This window comes from Pseudoalteromonas sp. S1727, from assembly GCF_005886375.1.
GTDB classification, from domain to species: domain Bacteria; phylum Pseudomonadota; class Gammaproteobacteria; order Enterobacterales; family Alteromonadaceae; genus Pseudoalteromonas; species Pseudoalteromonas haloplanktis.
This window is the reverse complement of sequence record NZ_PNDT01000044.1, coordinates 1-17,624: the sequence shown is the minus strand read 5'-3', so window position 1 is coordinate 17,624 and position 17,624 is coordinate 1. Positions and strand designations below refer to the sequence as shown.

The following is a 17,624-nucleotide window of genomic DNA, read 5'->3' as shown; positions in this document are numbered from 1 at the left end:
TGTATTCTCTGACTTACTCAAAGCTGTCTGATCTCAATTTCGGGTTTGTATGGAGTGTAGCTTATCTCAAAGTAGTCCATTACCTTTTCAGCTGCACGCAATTGCGTAATAAAATGGCTTAACTGTGATTGAGATAATTTAGTATGCTCCTCCATTTCAGTTATAGTCTCAACAATCCACTGATGTCGTTTTTGCCAGGCGTGTGCTTTTGTTTCGTCTATAACAACGTTTTCACAGTTAAAGCAGTTGGTTGGTGATACTACCTTTTCCATTCTGCATTCATAACCAGCCATGCAGTAGGAGTGAAGTGTACCAGCAATAGATATTCTACCAGCAGATACTAGAGCATAAAGAGCATCCCAAGATGAGTATTTAACAGCGGTATTTTCTCTATCTTTAACAACATCTATACCTTTCTTACCATATAGCTTGTCATCTGAGTTATACCACTGATGCAATAGTTGTGTAGTGACTTCTCTATCTACTTCTTGAAGTAAATTATTGAGTTCTGAATCCACTTTTACATGTTTTATTTTGGCTGCAACACCGCCTTCTGAGTACCACTGTGCCATTGGTAAATACAGGTGCTTGTATTGCTGCTTAATTGCGACATCAGACAGTAAATTATAACGCTTGCCAAACACCGCAAAAGTTCGTCTGAGTTGGTGGGTTGTAAAAGCCCAAGGTTTACCTATAACTACTTTTTGTTTGTAAGCGTGTATGTTTAGGTTTGGATTTAGAAGTTTAAACTCTTCATAGTCTTGCTCATTTACAATAGCACCAGCTTCTTCAACCAAGCGCTTATGATGAAAAGCAAAAGGTGGGCCTGTAAGTATGTTTGGTTTTCTGCTCTTTATCATTTGAACTAACCAAATACTTGATGCTCTCTCATTTTCAACTCTATCATCAGAGAGCATGAGCTGGGTTCTCATATTTTGTGTCAGTAAAGATGCTAGTTCTATTGCTTTTCCAGTTATTGGAGATGTCAACCATTCTGCTTTTTCCGGCACTGCGGGGGTCATTTTACTATGGTAGGACTGTAGTGAATAAAACACTTGGTCTTTTAGTTTTAACTTTTTGAAACTATCAGGATGTAAGCTATAAATCTCGCTTCTTCTCATGCCTGAAAAGGCACCACAGATTATAAAGCAGCAAGTAAGAATGTGGGAGTATAACCAATTGAATTTTCTTACATCATTAGGAATTAACATTTCTATATCGGCGTTGGAAATATAGCTTTTAAGTATATTGGTAGAAGTTTGGGGTTTAGCTTTAGTGATCTCAGCTTTGTAGTGAGGGGAGTCAGATGTTAACCAGTTCCATTGACCTGATTTTATTTTGTTATCAACAGCCGCTTTACCAATTTCATAATTTTCTTGCTGCTCGGTATGGATAGCTAAGAATGTATCTCGAATAGGGTAGTAAGTATCTATATACTCGATAGCCTTTGTGTATATGAGTTGCATCAAGCGTGATGGAATTGCATAAAATTGCTCGCTTTCTAACTTAGTTGGGCAGCCTAGTTGACGGCCTAATTCTGTAATTGATGTCGTCAAAGGTAATGATAGTTTTATGGGGGTTTGGTTTCTTACAGCCTGAATCCAATTTAATGCAACAATGAGTTTAGAAATATATGGTCCACTCATTTTAAGTGACTTTAAATATTCGCAAAACCTAGAAAACTGTATGGGATGGTTCAGAACACAAATCGAATCTGCTTTGATAGATTCTATGTATTTATATACTTGGGTTAAATTGAGATTTCTCTCTAAGAATGTTGTAGTTTTAATCGTTGCTCCTTGTCTTAGGGTACCAACCGCAAATAAACCAAGGAATGCGAGTAACTTTTGCTCTTGTAATAGTAACGTGGTTGTTAAGTGTGCAAATGATGCTCGTTTTTTCGAGACAATTCTAGCATCTACATAGTGCGTCAAGTCCCAAGTGCTATCGCCAAAATAGCTTATTATATTACCATTTTGATCAATCATTACGGGGATCTTGTTGAGCTTATCCCAATCCTTATTTTCAAAATACTGTATTGCTTGTTCTACAAGAGCTGTATTCTCTTTTATAATTTCTTCTGGAGTGGCTAGTAGTGGCCTCATAATCACCTCTTATAAAACTAGATTAAGCGTATCGGGCCAAAATGGGTGACGGCCAACTGTACGTAACTTTTTTTCAGCTTGCCTGCGCACTTTTAAATCGATACTAAAAAGCACTTGCTTTATTTTTCTTAGTACTCGATCAAAATTGTTTTTAAAGTGTGACATGTTAAGGTGATCTTCTTTGGCATCCTCTAACGCTTCGTAAAAGCTCAATAAACACCAAATATCATCAACTTCTTCAACCAGCACTTGATTTGGGCAGGAAAAGCAATTTAATAAGTCTGCACAGGCAAGATGGGTCATATCAACGCTATCGATAGAGGCCTTTCGTCGAAAACGGTCACCATGATTATCAAAGGGATCTTTGCAACCTGTACCTAAGGGCGTTTTTTGACCATTGCCAGATTTAGCATAACGGTTTACGAATTCATCATAGGGTAGTATTTCTAGATTCATTTGCTCAAGAGTTTGTTCTCGTGCTCTACTAATATCACCACATTTAATTGCATTTTCTAAGGTGTTAGCTGTGGCTTGAAGTTGGGCGTTATTTTCTGACTCGTTACCCCTGCTATAGTGCTTTCGAACTACATCAGGTGTGTTATTGAGCAACATGGATGTTTCGAGTGAGTTCCCTGTGAGTGCTAAGTAATTTGAAGCTCCTGTAGCTCTAAAACGCTTTGCTTCCGGCCTCAGTTGTTGACCATTGTCATCAGTCAAGTCGAATATATTAATTAGCCAATTCATATTGGAACGAATATGCGTTGGGCACAAGGGCTTATTTATCCCGTTAAGACATTGATGAAGTAGTCTATTGGCATCTGGAAACAAAACGTGTGTAAGGGTGATAAGGTCATTAATAAAATTTAGCGCATGCTTTGGTATGTCTGTGCTGAGATTATCGCCGAGCTCGATGGTAACAAATTTATTAGCTCTCTTCTTTAACGCTGTTTGCACAAACCACTTACCTTGCTGTCCCTTCTTTTGTGAAGCTTTGGGAATACCCATATCTCTTATCGTACTAGCGTTTGCCCATGTGTAATAGGCAAGTAAGAAATATGCAGCACAGTAACATTTGGTAATAGCACCACTTACAGGCACTTCGATTTTATTAAAAGAAAAGCTCGCGTATTGGTTACCTCTTCCTGCTTGAATGTATTTTTTAGGAGAAGCTTGTATTTGCTTCGAAAGCTGGGTGTATAGACTTCGCAAAATCTTGATTAGTGTTTTAAGTTCTGTATCTGAATAGGCCTGAGTGGGGTTTGTTTGGCTGCGAAATAGTTTGAATTTAGAAAACCATTCATCAACGGGATGGTCAATCATTCTCATTATTGTTCGAAGGTTACTTAATTCACCTTTTGCTGAGTTTGAGCTCTTAGCGCTAATTCTGACATTGTGAACTAAGTCCGTTTCAAACGCACAAATACCCTCTCTTGAATCTGGATTTACAGGAATACGGTCACAGACTTTTATGTATTTAGTGAAGGTTCTGTACAATGAATGTAGCGTTGTGTCAGTGTATTCAGTATTGCTCTTGAATGCTTGGTACCACTTCATAACTTGTTCATCACGGTTAAGTAAAGTTCCGTGATGTATTTTGTGAATAGTAGGTACCCCTTTATACCTAAACCGTTGAAAATCTGTAAACACAAATTGCTCACCATAGATGTTCAATTTTAGCTTGAGGTCGATATTTAAATTTGATTTATTAATCACGGGAGATCCTCATGCTCATTGATAACTGACTCCATAACTTGATCTAAAAAGCAAACTGCACGTATCGATGCCTTGCTTCGGTTTATAAAGTTCAGGTATCGCCAAGTTGTTTTCTCATCTTTATGTCCCATCCACCCCATGATTAATGACATAGCATCGAATGGTGACAACCCAACTTTCTCGTCTAAAAGGGATGCAAGACGAAATGTACCGTAAGTTGCACGTAAATCGTGAGTTCTATGCCGAAAGTGGGCATTTAGCTCATTGCATATGTAATTACGAGTTAAACTAAAGTGACGCTGTATTGCATTTGTAGTATATGGTTTACCTCTATTGGTAATTAATAATTCAGCAATCTGTTTATCGGTTTTAGACTCTCTCTTCTGGCGACGCTCACTAATCAAGTAGCGATGCATCTTGTTCATTAACAGTGTTGGAATTTCGATTGTTCTGGCTGAGCCAAATTTTGTGAGTACACCGTTGTGAGGTCCTATACTAACTTCAATATGGTATTTATTCGGGTCACATCTTTTAACTAGATTCGTAGGGAAGGTACAGGCTTCTTCTATGCGAAGGCCGCACATGAGTTGTAATAGTTGATGTATTTGGAACTCAATTGATTGTTCTTTGAGTGCTCGCGAATATAATTTTACCTCATCTTCAGTGAGAGGGTTTAAACTTTGCTCTGGTGTACGCCTTGGTACCCTGATCCTTAAATCTGAGCTTCTAACAACATAATTACGATTGATATGCGCAAGCATCCCAGTCGTTTTGATGCTGACAAACTCTACTTCAAATGGTTTATTTTCCTTAGAGAAGTTAATTAACCTCTCGTAATACGCCCACTCGTAGAATTTGATAATATGGTTCATATATACAGCTGCTGTTGAGCTATTTAGCTCACCGGCTTTCACTGCTGCCAATAAGTCTTGATTTCTGAATAGGTATGTTGGCTTATTGGACTTTATGGTTGGAAAGTCTTTCCAAGAGAGTTTATAGCTTTTTAAAAAGCGCCAATATCGACTTATGGCACGAACGTTTGAATTGATGTTTTTCGCGCGCTTAACGTTAATCAGGTGATTCATCCAAAGGTTTATTGGCATGACGTATTCACCATCTTCATAAAAAGTTGGAAAGCCTTTTAGCTGAATGCTTGATTTTGTTTTGCAAAAAGGAGTTTGGATCTCAGTTTTAAAATCATCTGATTGAACTATTGTGAGCATAAAAAAGCTGACCAAAAATCGTACGTTAATTGGTCAGCTTAGTTCGTTTTCCAGAGTTAGCAAATGTAAAGTTTCACTTTTCCAGAGAAAAATTTACATAGTAACGAACTCTTCTGAGCCAGTTGGGTGAATCGCTACAACGGCATCAAAGTCTGCTTTGGTGGCGCCCATTTTCATGGCTACTGCAAAACCTTGGATCATTTCATCAACAGCAAAGCCTAAGCCGTGTAAGCCAACTACTTTTTCATCATCACCTGCACACACTAACATCATGTTACAAGGTTGACGGTGCTGAGTAACGGCGGTGTACATAGCTGCAAACGTTGATTTATACACTTTTACGTTTTCGTTGCCGTACTGTGAAATCGCTTCTTGCTCAGTTAATCCAATAGTACCAATTGGCGGATGGCTAAATACCACTGTTGGTACTAGGCTGTAATCCATTTTTAAATCATCTGGCAGCTCTTTATTAAACAAGCGCTCTGATAAAGTACGACCGGCTTTTACCGCTACCGGGGTAAGTTCAATACCGCCTTCGATGATGTCGCCCACAGCGTAGACATTTTTAGCCGTGGTATTTTGGTACTCATCAACTTTCACATAACCGCTTTCGTTAACTTCTACGCCTGCGGCTTCAAGGTTAATTTTATCAGTCGTTGGCGTGCGGCCAATTGCCCAAATTACTTGGTCAACGTTTTGGCTGTAACCGTTTTCAAAGTGAATGGTTAAGCTACCATCGCTTTCTTTCACTACTTCTTTTGGTGAACATTCGGTATGTAACGTAGGCCCTTCTTTAGCCATAATATCAACTAGGGTATCGATGATGTATGGGTCAAAGGTGCGCAGTGGCTTATTTTTACGAACAAATAAGTGGGTTTCTGTGCCTAAGCTATGTAGTACACCAGCAATTTCTACCGCGATATAACCTGCACCAACAACGGCTACGCGTTTTGGCTGCTCATTCAGCTCAAAAAAGCCATTTGAATCAATACCGTGTTCAGCACCTGGAATGTTTGGAATGCTAGGACGACCGCCTACGGCAATTAAAATATGATCAGCTGTGTATAGCTCACCGTCTACTTCAACGGTTTTACTGTCAACAAATTTAGCGAAGCCTTTAATAACGGTAACGCCGTTTTTGGCAAGACCATTATCATAGCCTTTATGAATGCGACCTATGTAAGCTTCACGACTTTCAACTAATTTGCTCCAGTTAAAGTCTTTTACTTCAACATTAAAGCCGTAATCAGGGGCATATAAGTTAATTGCTTCAGCAACTTGAGCGCCATGCCACATTACTTTCTTAGGTACGCAACCGACATTTACACAAGTTCCGCCCATGTGTTTTGCTTCAATTAACGCTACTTTTGCGCCGCGCATTGCTGCTCGGTTAGCCGACCCTATACCGCCGCTGCCGCCGCCAATTGCAATGTAGTCAAAATGCTGAGCCATAGTTATTCCTCAAAAATAAATCAATTGGTTTGATAATAGCATAAGCAAGACCTGTTAAAAGCCCCTTGTATTTCAACAGATACGCCCCAACTTAAAAATCATATTCGAAACGACTTGAGAGCTAACATGAGCGATTTACAAAATAACCCACTAATAGGCCTTGAAGGCTTACCGCCATTTTCTAAAATCAAGCCTGAGCATGTTGTGCCAGCGCTCAAAGCGGGCATCAGTGAGTGCCGTGCAAAAATAGATGAAGTGTTGGCTAATAAATCGTTCACTTGGCAAGACTTAGTGTTACCGCTTGAAGAAGTGGATGATAAGTTATCACGTATGTTCTCTCCCGTATCGCACATGAACTCAGTGGTAAACTCTGATGAGCTACGCGAAGCCTATGAACAGTGTTTACCGCTTATCTCTGAGTATTCAACTTATGTTGGTCAGCATCAAGGTCTGTATGAAGCGTATAATGCGTTGCATAATAGCGATGAATTTAAAACCTTAAGCGCAGCAGAGCAAAAAACGATCACCAATGCACTGCGCGATTTTGAGCTTTCAGGTATTGCCTTGGCACCAGAGCAGCAAAAACGTTATGGCGAAATTAGTGCGCGTTTATCTGAGCTGGCTGCAAAGTTTGGTAATAATGTAATGGATGCCACCTTGGCTTGGCAAAAACACATTACCAATGAAAGTGAACTTGCGGGTTTACCTGAATCGGCATTAGCGCTGGCGGCAGATACTGCTGCAAGTAAAGAATTAGATGGTTGGGTGTTTACGTTAGATTTCCCATCGTACTTGCCAATTATGACTTATGCAGATAACCGCGAGTTACGGGAAGAAACGTATACGGCATTTGTCACCCGTGCGTCTGATCAAGGTCCTAACGCGGGTGAATTTGATAACTCAGCAATTATGAGTGAAGAACTGGCGCTACGCCATGAGTTAGCTCAATTGTTAGGTTTTGCCAGCTACGCTGAAAAATCACTGGCAACTAAAATGGCTGAAACACCTGAGCAGGTATTCTCATTCTTAGAAGATTTAGCCGCTAAATCTAAGCCGCAAGCAGAGCAAGAACTCGCTGAGTTACAAGCTTATGCTAAAGATAAGCATGGTATTGACGAGCTTGCTGCGTGGGACTATGGCTATTATGGCGAAAAGCTAAAGCAAGAGAAATACTCAATATCAGACGAAGTACTGCGTCCGTATTTCCCAGCAGATAAAGTGCTAAGCGGCTTGTTTGAAACAGTAAATCGTTTATTTGGTATTACCGTAAAAGAAGTAAAAGAAGTAAAAGAGTTTGACAGTTATCATAAAGATGTACGCTTCTTTGAAATCTACGATAACAGCAATACCTTGCGTGGTCGTTTTTACCTCGACTTATATGCACGCGATCACAAGCGTGGTGGTGCGTGGATGGATGATTGTATGGGCCGCAAGGTTCGTGCGAACGGCGAGTTGCAAACTCCTGTAGCCTATTTAGTGTGTAACTTTAATAAAGCGGTTGGCGATAAGCCTGCATTGTTTACGCATAACGAAGTAACAACTTTATTCCATGAGTTTGGCCATGGTATTCATCACATGCTAACGCAAGTTGAAGCGGCACCGGTTGCTGGTATTAATGGTGTTGCCTGGGATGCTGTTGAGCTACCAAGTCAATTTTTAGAAAACTGGTGTTATGAAGAAGAGGCACTTAATTTTATTTCGGGCCATTTTGAGACGGGCGAGCCATTACCTAAAGAGTTATTGGATAAGCTATTAGCAGCTAAAAACTATAATTCAGGCATGCAAATGTTACGTCAAATTGAATTTTCATTGTTTGATTTTAGAATTCATAATGATTACCAAGCGGGTGAAGAATGCCAAATTCAAGCGCGCTTAGATGAAGTACGTAGTCACACCTCTGTTGTTAAACCACCGGAGTTTAACCGTTTTCAACATGGTTTTAGCCATATTTTTGCTGGTGGCTATAGCGCCGGTTATTACTCGTATAAATGGGCTGAAGTGCTTTCTGCTGATGCGTTTTCTAAATTTGAAGAAGAGGGCATTTTTAATCCAGAAACGGGCCAAGCCTTTATGCAACATATTTTAGAAAAAGGCGGTAGTGAAGAGCCAATGGAATTATTTAAGAACTTCCGTGGCCGCGAGCCAAGTGTTGAGGCATTACTGCGCCACAGTGGTATAGCAGCATAAGCACTATGTACATTAAGTTGTTTTAAAAGCGCCGTTTGGCGCTTTTTTATTGTTTAATTTAACCTGTGTGATGATGAATTCTAATAAATTGTCGCAAAATAATAGCTCCGTACTATGCTTTTTAAGTAATTAATAAAAAGGAATGGGGCATGACAAAACTGGTACTGGCGATTGATGACGATAAGTACGTTCACCATGTAATTGAAGAATCATTAGCAGGTTTTTGTCAGCTAATACATGCTAAAAATGGTGATGATGGACTCAGACAAGCACTAAAATATAATCCCGACATTATTTTACTGGATGTAGAAATGCCCGGTAAAAGCGGTTATCAAGTATGTACTGAACTAAAAAATAATGAGCAGACTAAAGATATCCCCGTAATGTTTTTATCTGGCAAGAGTGAGTTACCAGAGCGCGTTAAAGGCTATAACGCAGGGGCCGCAGATTACATTGTTAAACCCTTTAATGCCGAAGAATTAATGGCACGCATTAGGGTGTTATACCAGTACCGCCAGCATTCAATAAAGTTAAAAAATGATGTTGAGCGAGCGCAGATCACCGCTGAAATAGCTATGACAGATTCAGGCGATATGGGCCGTATCATGCGATATGTTGGGCAAACGTATCACGCGCATGATCTGCAATCATTATCGAGCTATTTTTTTGAGTTTTTCCGGCCGTTAAACCTCGATGTGGTGGTGGCTTTTTGGTATCAAGATGTGGGAGTGGTGTGTACTGATGATGGCGGCGTTTGCCCATTAGAGCAAGAGCTGCTAGAAAAGCACCGTTATTCAAACCGGTTTGTTGACTTTAGCAGCCGCACGATAATTAATTACCCTAAAGTGTCTATTCTAATTAAAAACATGCCCCTTGATGATGTGGCACTGTATGGCCGTTATAAAGATTTATTCCCGCATATTTTGGAAGTCACTAACGCGAAAATTCAAGATATGGAAGTAAACGAAAAAGCGCTAGCCCAAGCGCACACTGTGGGTAATGCCTTTAATGAGCTTGCCTCGCAACTGTTTGGCAGCAGTGAAGCGCGTGAAAGCACAGTCGCAGTATTGGCAACCCAGCTGGCAGAGTTACGCATACTGTTGCAACAAAGCTGCGCTGCCGATGATCAGGCATTAACATCACACATAGCGCAGTTAGAGCAAACGCAGTTACAGTTAGCTACCTTGAATGATGATTTAACTTTTATTGAACATCAGCTTAATCATATTATTGATTCGCGTAGTGAGTTGATCGACAGTTTAAGTAAAATTGCTAGCCCCGAACACACTCAAGACGTTACATCACAAACCGATATTGAGCTATTTTAGTGCTATGACGCTGAGCAGTTGATATACTTCGCGGGCTATTTACGGTCGGAGTTTATTTTGGTTATACAGTGTCCTTTTAAAGAAGTACGTCCTTATCTCAATGAAATCGAGCAGCGTTTTGGGCTGGCTGAATGGGCGGCAAACACGGCTGGCTTTTCATTACATTATGATGATCAAGGGCTCAGCCTGCGTAAAACCGATGAACCAAAGCTTGGCGCTATCAGTGTTGATTTTGTGACGGGGGCTGTTGCTCATCGTCGTAAATTTGGGGGCGGTAAAGGGCAATCTATCGCCAAAGCGGTAGGTTTAAATAAAGGCGCAACGCCGGTTGTGCTCGATGCCACAGCTGGCCTTGGCCGTGATGGCTTTGTTTTGGCATCACTGGGTTGTAAGGTGATTTTACATGAACGCCATCCTGTTGTTGCCGCATTGCTTTATGATGGCTTACAACGTGCTTATAACGATATTGAAATTGGCTCGTGGATGAAGCAAAACATGAGCTTAGTATTTGGCTCTAGTCATACCTTACTTGCACAATGTGAGAGTATGCCAGATGTGGTTTACCTTGACCCTATGTTCCCCCATCGTGAAAAATCAGCACTGGTTAAAAAAGAAATGCGGGTGTTCCAGGATTTAGTCGGCGCAGATAACGATGCCGATGATTTACTTGAATTTGCCTATCCACTTGCCAGTAAACGAGTTGTTGTTAAGCGCCCCGACTACGCACCGTTTTTAAATAATAAAACTCCAAGCATGCAAATCACAACCAAGAAAAACAGATTCGATGTATACGTAAAAGCGGCAATGGTGTAGTCCTTTATTCGTATATTTTAAATTTAATCTCATTAACCATCAGTGTTTAATGCGGCTTTTCATTAAATTGTCATAAATAGTTAATAGTGTACGCGCAGTTATTTAGAGGAATTGAATTTCATGCGCGTGTCATCATTTACTCGGCTATTAGCTATATTGTTGGCATTAGCCAGCCTGCTATTAGGCGGCACTCTGTTCTGGGCAAGTCAAACATTAGTTAAACTTGAACAGCAAGACCATTCTTATAATCAATTAAAAAATAAAATACTCGTCGATTTAAAAGGCTTACTTGAAGATTATTTAGCTCAGGGCGATAGTCTGTATTTAGGGCAAGCGTCAGATTTAATTAGCCAAGTAAAAAGCACTCAGTTGGCTATTTTACCTAGTGACTTAAAGCAGCAGTTGGATACGCAATTAACCCAGCTAGATACGGAAATAAACGGTAAATATCGTGCGTTGGGTAAACTTTCCGGTAATGAAACTGCATTACTGGATAACGCGCTTAGGCAAATGGCGGGCTCCGCGTCTTCTTTAATTGGTTATGCCAATAAAGCTGCGCAACAAAATATACATGCGCTTGATTATTATCAGCTTGCTAGTGATTACTATCGTGAAGTGACTAACTTGTCGTTATTTACATATCAATTATTGCTGAGCTTTGATCAAGATACGCAAGCTAATTTGCAGCAAAGTATTACTAACTTAAATCGTTTAGCACAACAAATAGCAAGTCTTGAAAACTTAGGCGTAATGAGTGAAGTTGAAGAAGATAGTTTATTTTTTGATGAAGAAGCCGAAGATTTAGCTGACGAAATTAAAGCCGAACTAAGCAGTTGGCCAAACCGTTATCCACGTGATTTAGAAAATACCATTGCACAAGCTCAGCAACGTCAAATTGGTATGCAAGCCATGCGCAAACAAATTAGCACGCTTTCTGAGACGGTTATTAACGCCGAGCAACAACTTAAAATTCAACAAGGTACGTTAAAACAGCAAGTGCTAGTGGTGTTTTGTATTGCTATTAGCATGTTAGTGGTATTAGCTATTGGGGTTTATTTTGTACAGCGAAATCAAGTATTAGCACCACTTCGCCAGTTACGGGATGGGTTTGCATTTTTAATTGAAAGTAATGAGTTAAAAAATATAGAAAGTAAAAACCCAAAAACGGAAGTGGGTGAAATTGCTCATTACTTCAATCAGTTAATTGAGCGCCAGCGCCTCGAGGCAGATGAGCGGGCACAAATGCTAAAGGTGATTAATGACTTTATGCAAGAGATGAGCGAGCACTTACAAACAATAAGTGAGCAAACTGATGCCAGTCACCATCAAGTGGAGCAAAACCAAGGGTTACTAACGGATATTCAACATATTGGTGAACAAGTTAATGATATAAACGGCAAAGTAGCAGATAACGCGAAGCACACCTTTTCAGCAATGGAGCAAAGCTTAGGCTTTGCACAGAATATGTTAAGTGCTAGTTCGAATACGCAACAACGTGTCGATCAAGGTTTACATAGCCTACAAGAACTACTCAGCGGCGTACAAGATGTTGGACAAGTTATTGAGATGATCCGCAATATTGCTGATCAAACCAATTTATTGGCGCTCAATGCGGCAATTGAATCTGCTCGTGCTGGAGAGCATGGCCGTGGTTTTGCTGTGGTAGCGGATGAAGTACGTAAGTTGGCTCGTCAAACCCAAGGTTCACTGAGTGATATTAATAGCCAGCTAAACCTCTTGAGTGAAAATTCAACCATGGTATCAACGCAAATATCAGCACTGGCCGATGACGCTCAATTACAGACCAAGAATGCGCAAGAACTAAAACGTAATTCAGAAGGGGTCGCCGATAACGCCCAAGACGCTAATAAAGTCGCATTTGAAGCAATGGAGTTAGCAAAACAACAAAATGCATTGTTGGATAATTTTAGCCAGTCAATGCAAAGCATGAAAGGCCAAGTGAGTGAGTCAAGCCTATTAGTGGCAGATATTCATCAACGTTTACAACAGCAAATGCACACAATTCGTAGTAGTTTGGGGTTGTAACTTTGGTTGCAAGCTACTCGTTTTTAGGTGTTAGGGTAGCAGGCACTTTTGTGCTATTTTGAAGGCGTTCAGAACCTATTACTTTAAAAGGAAATATTATGATTTCTCAAGGCCAAGTATTACCAGCAATTAGTCTTACGCAATTAACCGACGAGGGTATGCAAACACTGACTAATGACGATTTATTCGCGGCTAAAAAAGTGGTGCTATTTGCCGTTCCAGGGGCATTTACACCAACCTGTTCAAATGCACATTTGCCTGAATTTATTACGCTTGCAGATAAAATAAAAGCGAAAGGTGTCGACGCTATTTACTGCGTATCAGTGAACGATGCATTTGTTATGAAGGCGTGGGGTGAAGCACACAATGCCGAGCATATTCAAATGCTTGCTGATGGTGATGCGAGTTTTACCAAAGCACTTGGTTTAGACAAAGACACTGCTGGTTTTGGTGGTGTTCGTTCAACCCGTTATGCGATGATTGTTGAAGATCAAACTGTTACTGGTTTGTTTGTTGAACAAGATAAAGAGTTTGTAGTCAGCCGTGCAGAAGCGGTATTAGAAAAGCTATAATAAAAAAGCCGAGCAAAGCTCGGCTAAAAATCACCAGGGGAAACTGGTTTACCAAAGCGCGAGTGCCAGTTATACAGACACTCGCGTTTTTAGTTCTTAAGGTTGGTATTGCGCGTCAAGCGTTAAACCGGCAAAGGTTTTATATGCATTTACACTCAGGTGCCAAGTTCCCGCTTGTGGATTACTGAATGTACATGTTTCAGCGTTACCATTTTTATATGGGCGGCAATCATAGCTAGAGCTGGTTGGTTGACTGCCAAATTTAACGAATAAATCAGCATCACCCGAGCCACCAGAGGTCGTAACGGTAAAGCTTGCCATACCTGCTGGGACATCTAAAGTGTAGTGTTTCCACTGACCGGCACTTGCAGATACGTTTTCAACCGTGCCACCACCTGCTTGTGGGTTACCTGTACCACCAGAGGTTGTTAAATTACCGACTAAACTCACATTTGCGTAAGCTGAGTAACCATTGAGCATGACATGATATGTTCCTGCTGTTGGGTTATCGATAGAGCACTCTTCGTTATTGCCATTTTTATATGGGCGACAATCATAGGTTGATGTTGTTGGTGCGCTGCCTGCACGTACATACATATCTGCATCGCCACTACCGCCACTCATAGTGAAAGTAACATTTGCAGCGCCACTTGGTACGGTCATCGTATAGAATGTAGTACTGCTTGCACTACCACTTAGGTTGGTTAGTGCTTGGCCATCAACTAATTCATTACCTGTTGGTGGTGGCGGTGTTGTTCCTCCAGCAGCAGCAACAGCGGCGGCGGCATCAACAATACCAGTACCACAGTTATTACATGATGCGGCAAACGAACGTGTGGTTGATTTTAAAATGCTCTCAATTTCGTCAGGCGTTGCATTTGGCTTAGCCTGTTTAATTAATGCAGCAACACCTGCAACGTGCGGCGCTGCCATTGATGTGCCTTGTGAGTAGTGGTAGCTATCACTTGAAGGGCTTGATGAGCCTGAGTTATGAGTTGAAAGCACACCCTCCGAGTCATTCGCAAAGCTTTGTGCGCCACCCGGTGCTGCAACATCGATAGATGTTCCATAGTTAGAATAATAAGCACGACCGCCATTACGACCAACCGAAGCAACATTGACTACGCCACTACAGTTACCAGGGTTGTAGTTGTTAGCGTTGTCGTTATCGTTACCTGCGGCAATTACAATCACTGTGCCGTTATTACGCGCTTGGTTAATAGCAGATTGTGTGGTTGAGCTACACGAACCGCTACCGCCTAAACTCATGTTGATAACATCAGCAGGGTTCGCATTTGCAGGTACACCAGATACAGAGCCGCCTGATGCCCAAATAATCCCGTCAGCAATATCTGATGTTAAACCACCGCATTTACCAAGTACCCGCACTGGTACTACTTTCGCGTCGTAAGCAACACCCGCAACACCTTCGCCATTATTTGTTACTGCAGCAACTGTACCTGCCACGTGAGTGCCGTGCCAGCTAGAGCTTTGTGCACCATGAGTATAACCACATTCGTTAGCACTGATCGCATCACCTGGATCGCGAGCATCACTATCGCGTGCGCCACCATCATTAGCAACAAAGGTGTCAGAGATCATATCGTAGCCAGGTAAAATATTGGCGTTAAGATCAATATGTGGACGGTAACCCGTATCGAGCACCGCAACGGTTACACCGCTACCAGTAGCAGTATCCCATGCTGTTGGCAGGTTTAAACCGCCAGCTTGCTCATAGTAATGCCATTGATCCGCATACATAGGATCATTTGGGGTGGCGAATGGCTTTAACATTTGGTCAATTTCAATGTATTCAACATTGCCAGATGCAATGACTTCCTGCATATATTCTTGCGCTTCATCTGGGCTTAATTTTTTATCTGCACGCATTACATGGTGGTTGCTTAAAGCCATGGCACGAACGTATTGTGCCTTCACTTTACCTTTTTTACTGGTAAAGTTTTTCACAAAGCCCTGTGCTTTTTTGTTCATCATTAGTGGGCTAGTCTCTGCTGCCGAAAGCGTTGCCATTTCGCTGCTATTATTTTTATATTTGATAATAAAGCGAGTACCTAGTGGGTCTTGGCCTTGCAGTTTTGCTGCCGTTTCAGCCATTGATGGCATAAACGCTTGGCTTGGATTTGCGATACTCGTAGTGGCACCAAACAGCGTGCCTAATGTTAGTGCTATCGCACATTTTTTAAATTTTGTTGTTGTCATAATGATCCCTAGATTGTTATGGTTTGCTTCGCGATTGATTATCGAGAAGGGGAACAAAGGTAAATGATCTGTTAAAATAGTTAAAATAACGTTTTATTATTACTGTCTCTATTTTAGTTATATCAGGATGTTTATATGGCTAAATACGCATTTATGGTTTTTATAATGCAGGTTTATTGGTTATAAAGTATTAATTAATTTGTAAGGTGATAGAAGGTGCATTTATTTTTTCACACTTTATTGTTAATAATTAAATAGTGAAATACCGCTCAGTTTGTACTTTTAAATTTGCTACAATTGCAAAAATTTCCTGATGAGATGAACAAATGACCCAAGTAGATGTAATAGTGATCGGTGCCGGTGCCGCAGGTTTAATGTGTGCAGCGCAAGCAGGTTACCGTGGCCGCAGTGTTACAGTGCTTGATATGGGCAAAAAGCCAGGTCGTAAAATTCTTATTAGTGGCGGCGGGCGTTGTAATTTTACTAACGAAAATGCCAGCCCAGAAAACTACTTATGTGGTAATCCACATTTTGTCAAATCTTGTTTGAGCCGCTATACCCAGCATGATTTTATTGAGCTGGTGGACAGACATGGTTTGGCATATCACCATAAAACCCTCGGGCAATTATTTTGCGACAACAGCGCGCAAGATATTGTTGATATTTTACTTACCGAATGTGAATGGGCCGGCGTTAACATTGCGCTGCGTAATGAAGTGTTGCGTGTTGAAAAAATGGGTACAGGTTACCTTGTGAGCACCGAGCAAGGGGCATTCTGTTGTGAATCCCTCGTAGTTGCAGCGGGTGGTTTAACTATGCCAAAACTCGGCGCAACACCAATAGGCTATAAAATTGCAGAGCAATTTGGCTTAAAAGTATTACCGACCATGGCAGCACTGGTGCCTTTTACTTTGCATCAACATGACAAAGACCGCTTTGAAGGGCTATCAGGTATTAGTATTCCATGCATTGTCAGTAGTGAAGACGGCACCCGCTTTAAAGAAAATATCTTGTTTACTCACCGTGGTTTATCAGGCCCCGCTATTTTACAAATTAGCTCGTTTTGGCGCGCAGGGCAGGCGGTGACTATTAACCTGTTACCAGAACTTGATTTAAAAGCGCAATTAGCCACATGGCGAGAAACTCAAGCGCAAAAATCATTAAAAAATAGCCTTGCCACTATTTTACCTAAACGCTTTATTGAAATACTACACGAGAGCAAAGCCATCCCAGACTGCAATGTAAACCAGCTTACCCATAGTCAAATTGACGAGCTAGCTAATTACATTCATAACTGGCAAATTAAACCAAATGGCACAGAAGGTTATCGCACCGCCGAGGTTACACTTGGCGGGGTAGACACCGACGAACTCAGCTCAAAAACATTTGAAGCAAAAAAATCCCAAGGCCTGTACTTTATTGGGGAAGTAACCGACGTAACAGGTTGGTTAGGAGGGTACAATTTTCAGTACGCGTGGAGCTGCGGCTTCGCAGCGGGGCAGTATTGTTAATTTGTGTGTAGAGTGACAATAGAGTTTGCCTGTAAGGGATACTTTAAACAATACTCTGCCCCTATGGTTTTTACTGTCTATACTCAGTGAATGTTGTAAATGCAGGCAAAGATTATGTTGTGTTTAATGTCGGGATTAACTAAATGTGCAAAGCGAAAGGGAGTAGACCGAAAGAACATTTCCCGGCTTTTAAATACTTATTGGTGCCTTTGTCAGACTGAAAATGCTTTTTTACCTGCTTATGCGAACAGGGGAAGTTTCGGGACACAGCGTATTGAAGAGGTTAAAGGTGCTAGGCGCTAGGGAAGAGACTAGGGGCTAGGTGTCTTGGCTTTTGTGGGAACAGGCTTTAGCCGTGATTGTTTTTGGTTATGTGTTAAAGCTCATCGGCGCTAAAGCGCTCTCCTACAACCATTAAAGACTAGGAGCTAGGATTCATAGCTCGAAACTCGTT

12 protein-coding genes are annotated in these 17,624 nt (G+C 41.1%); 7 read left to right on the top strand and 5 right to left on the bottom strand.

Going from position 1 to position 17,624, the window contains the following annotated elements; all coding sequences use genetic code 11:
• Positions 1–17: 17 nt before the first annotated feature.
• The 4 genes from CWB85_RS11800 to gorA all read right to left on the bottom strand — a co-directional run bounded on the left by CWB85_RS11800 (position 18) and on the right by gorA (position 6,493).
• A complete protein-coding gene (locus CWB85_RS11800) occupies positions 18–2,105 on the bottom strand; it encodes an integrase (RefSeq protein ID WP_138554990.1) in 2,088 nt (695 codons plus the stop codon).
• 9 nt (positions 2,106–2,114) lie between these two features.
• Positions 2,115–3,818 (bottom strand): hypothetical protein, encoded by a 1,704-nt coding sequence (locus CWB85_RS11795; protein ID WP_138554989.1) that lies wholly within the window; start codon positions 3,816–3,818, stop codon positions 2,115–2,117.
• Entirely contained in the window at positions 3,815–5,041 is a 1,227-nt protein-coding gene (locus CWB85_RS11790; RefSeq protein ID WP_138554988.1) for a tyrosine-type recombinase/integrase, read from the bottom strand. The genes CWB85_RS11795 and CWB85_RS11790 overlap by 4 nt, the downstream gene beginning before the upstream one ends.
• Before the next feature lie 93 nt (positions 5,042–5,134).
• Entirely contained in the window at positions 5,135–6,493 is a 1,359-nt protein-coding gene (gene gorA, locus CWB85_RS11785; RefSeq protein ID WP_138554987.1) for a glutathione-disulfide reductase, read from the bottom strand.
• A 126-nt stretch (positions 6,494–6,619) separates the two neighbouring features.
• On the opposite strand from gorA, the gene prlC reads away from it, so the two are divergent.
• The 5 genes from prlC (at position 6,620) to CWB85_RS11760 (ending at position 13,439) form a co-directional block, all read left to right on the top strand.
• Complete coding sequence (prlC, locus tag CWB85_RS11780) at positions 6,620–8,680, top strand: oligopeptidase A (RefSeq protein WP_138554986.1); 2,061 nt, start codon at positions 6,620–6,622, stop codon at positions 8,678–8,680.
• A gap of 149 nt (positions 8,681–8,829) precedes the next feature.
• Positions 8,830–10,008 carry a response regulator gene (locus CWB85_RS11775; RefSeq protein ID WP_138554985.1) on the top strand — a complete coding sequence of 393 codons (1,179 nt, stop codon included), beginning with the start codon at positions 8,830–8,832 and terminating at the stop codon, positions 10,006–10,008.
• A gap of 57 nt (positions 10,009–10,065) precedes the next feature.
• Positions 10,066–10,821: a class I SAM-dependent methyltransferase gene (locus CWB85_RS11770; RefSeq protein WP_138554984.1), complete on the top strand. Its 756-nt coding sequence runs from the start codon at positions 10,066–10,068 to the stop codon at positions 10,819–10,821.
• Positions 10,822–10,941: 120 nt separating this feature from the next.
• Positions 10,942–12,867, top strand: coding sequence for a methyl-accepting chemotaxis protein (locus CWB85_RS11765; protein ID WP_138554983.1), 1,926 nt, complete (start codon positions 10,942–10,944; stop codon positions 12,865–12,867).
• A gap of 98 nt (positions 12,868–12,965) precedes the next feature.
• Entirely contained in the window at positions 12,966–13,439 is a 474-nt protein-coding gene (locus CWB85_RS11760) for a peroxiredoxin (protein WP_138554982.1), read from the top strand.
• Between the two features lie 96 nt (positions 13,440–13,535).
• Here the strand turns inward: CWB85_RS11760 and CWB85_RS11755 are convergent, their stop codons facing one another.
• Complete coding sequence (locus tag CWB85_RS11755) at positions 13,536–15,659, bottom strand: S8 family peptidase (protein ID WP_138554981.1); 2,124 nt, start codon at positions 15,657–15,659, stop codon at positions 13,536–13,538.
• Positions 15,660–15,985: 326 nt separating this feature from the next.
• Here CWB85_RS11755 and CWB85_RS11750 point away from each other — a divergent pair, with 326 nt between their 5' ends.
• The gene (locus CWB85_RS11750; RefSeq protein ID WP_138554980.1) at positions 15,986–17,170 is read left to right on the top strand and encodes a BaiN/RdsA family NAD(P)/FAD-dependent oxidoreductase; all 1,185 of its coding nucleotides are present in this window, start codon (positions 15,986–15,988) and stop codon (positions 17,168–17,170) included.
• 99 nt (positions 17,171–17,269) lie between these two features.
• Positions 17,270–17,473: a hypothetical protein gene (locus CWB85_RS23035; protein WP_493850945.1), complete on the top strand. Its 204-nt coding sequence runs from the start codon at positions 17,270–17,272 to the stop codon at positions 17,471–17,473.
• The last annotated feature ends 151 nt before the right edge of the window (positions 17,474–17,624 follow it).

Excerpts from the sequence above, each read along its gene's own strand:
- prlC (WP_138554986.1), top strand. The coding sequence starts at position 6,620 with ATGAGCGATTTACAAAATAACCCACTAATAGGCCTTGAAGGCTTACCG.
- CWB85_RS11790 (WP_138554988.1), bottom strand. The coding sequence starts at position 5,041 with ATGCTCACAATAGTTCAATCAGATGATTTTAAAACTGAGATCCAAACT.
- CWB85_RS11775 (WP_138554985.1), top strand. The coding sequence starts at position 8,830 with ATGACAAAACTGGTACTGGCGATTGATGACGATAAGTACGTTCACCAT.
- CWB85_RS11760 (WP_138554982.1), top strand. The coding sequence starts at position 12,966 with ATGATTTCTCAAGGCCAAGTATTACCAGCAATTAGTCTTACGCAATTA.
- CWB85_RS11800 (WP_138554990.1), bottom strand. The coding sequence starts at position 2,105 with ATGAGGCCACTACTAGCCACTCCAGAAGAAATTATAAAAGAGAATACA.
- gorA (WP_138554987.1), bottom strand. The coding sequence starts at position 6,493 with ATGGCTCAGCATTTTGACTACATTGCAATTGGCGGCGGCAGCGGCGGT.
- CWB85_RS11750 (WP_138554980.1), top strand. The coding sequence starts at position 15,986 with ATGACCCAAGTAGATGTAATAGTGATCGGTGCCGGTGCCGCAGGTTTA.
- CWB85_RS11755 (WP_138554981.1), bottom strand. The coding sequence starts at position 15,659 with ATGACAACAACAAAATTTAAAAAATGTGCGATAGCACTAACATTAGGC.
- CWB85_RS11765 (WP_138554983.1), top strand. The coding sequence starts at position 10,942 with ATGCGCGTGTCATCATTTACTCGGCTATTAGCTATATTGTTGGCATTA.
- CWB85_RS23035 (WP_493850945.1), top strand. The coding sequence starts at position 17,270 with ATGCAGGCAAAGATTATGTTGTGTTTAATGTCGGGATTAACTAAATGT.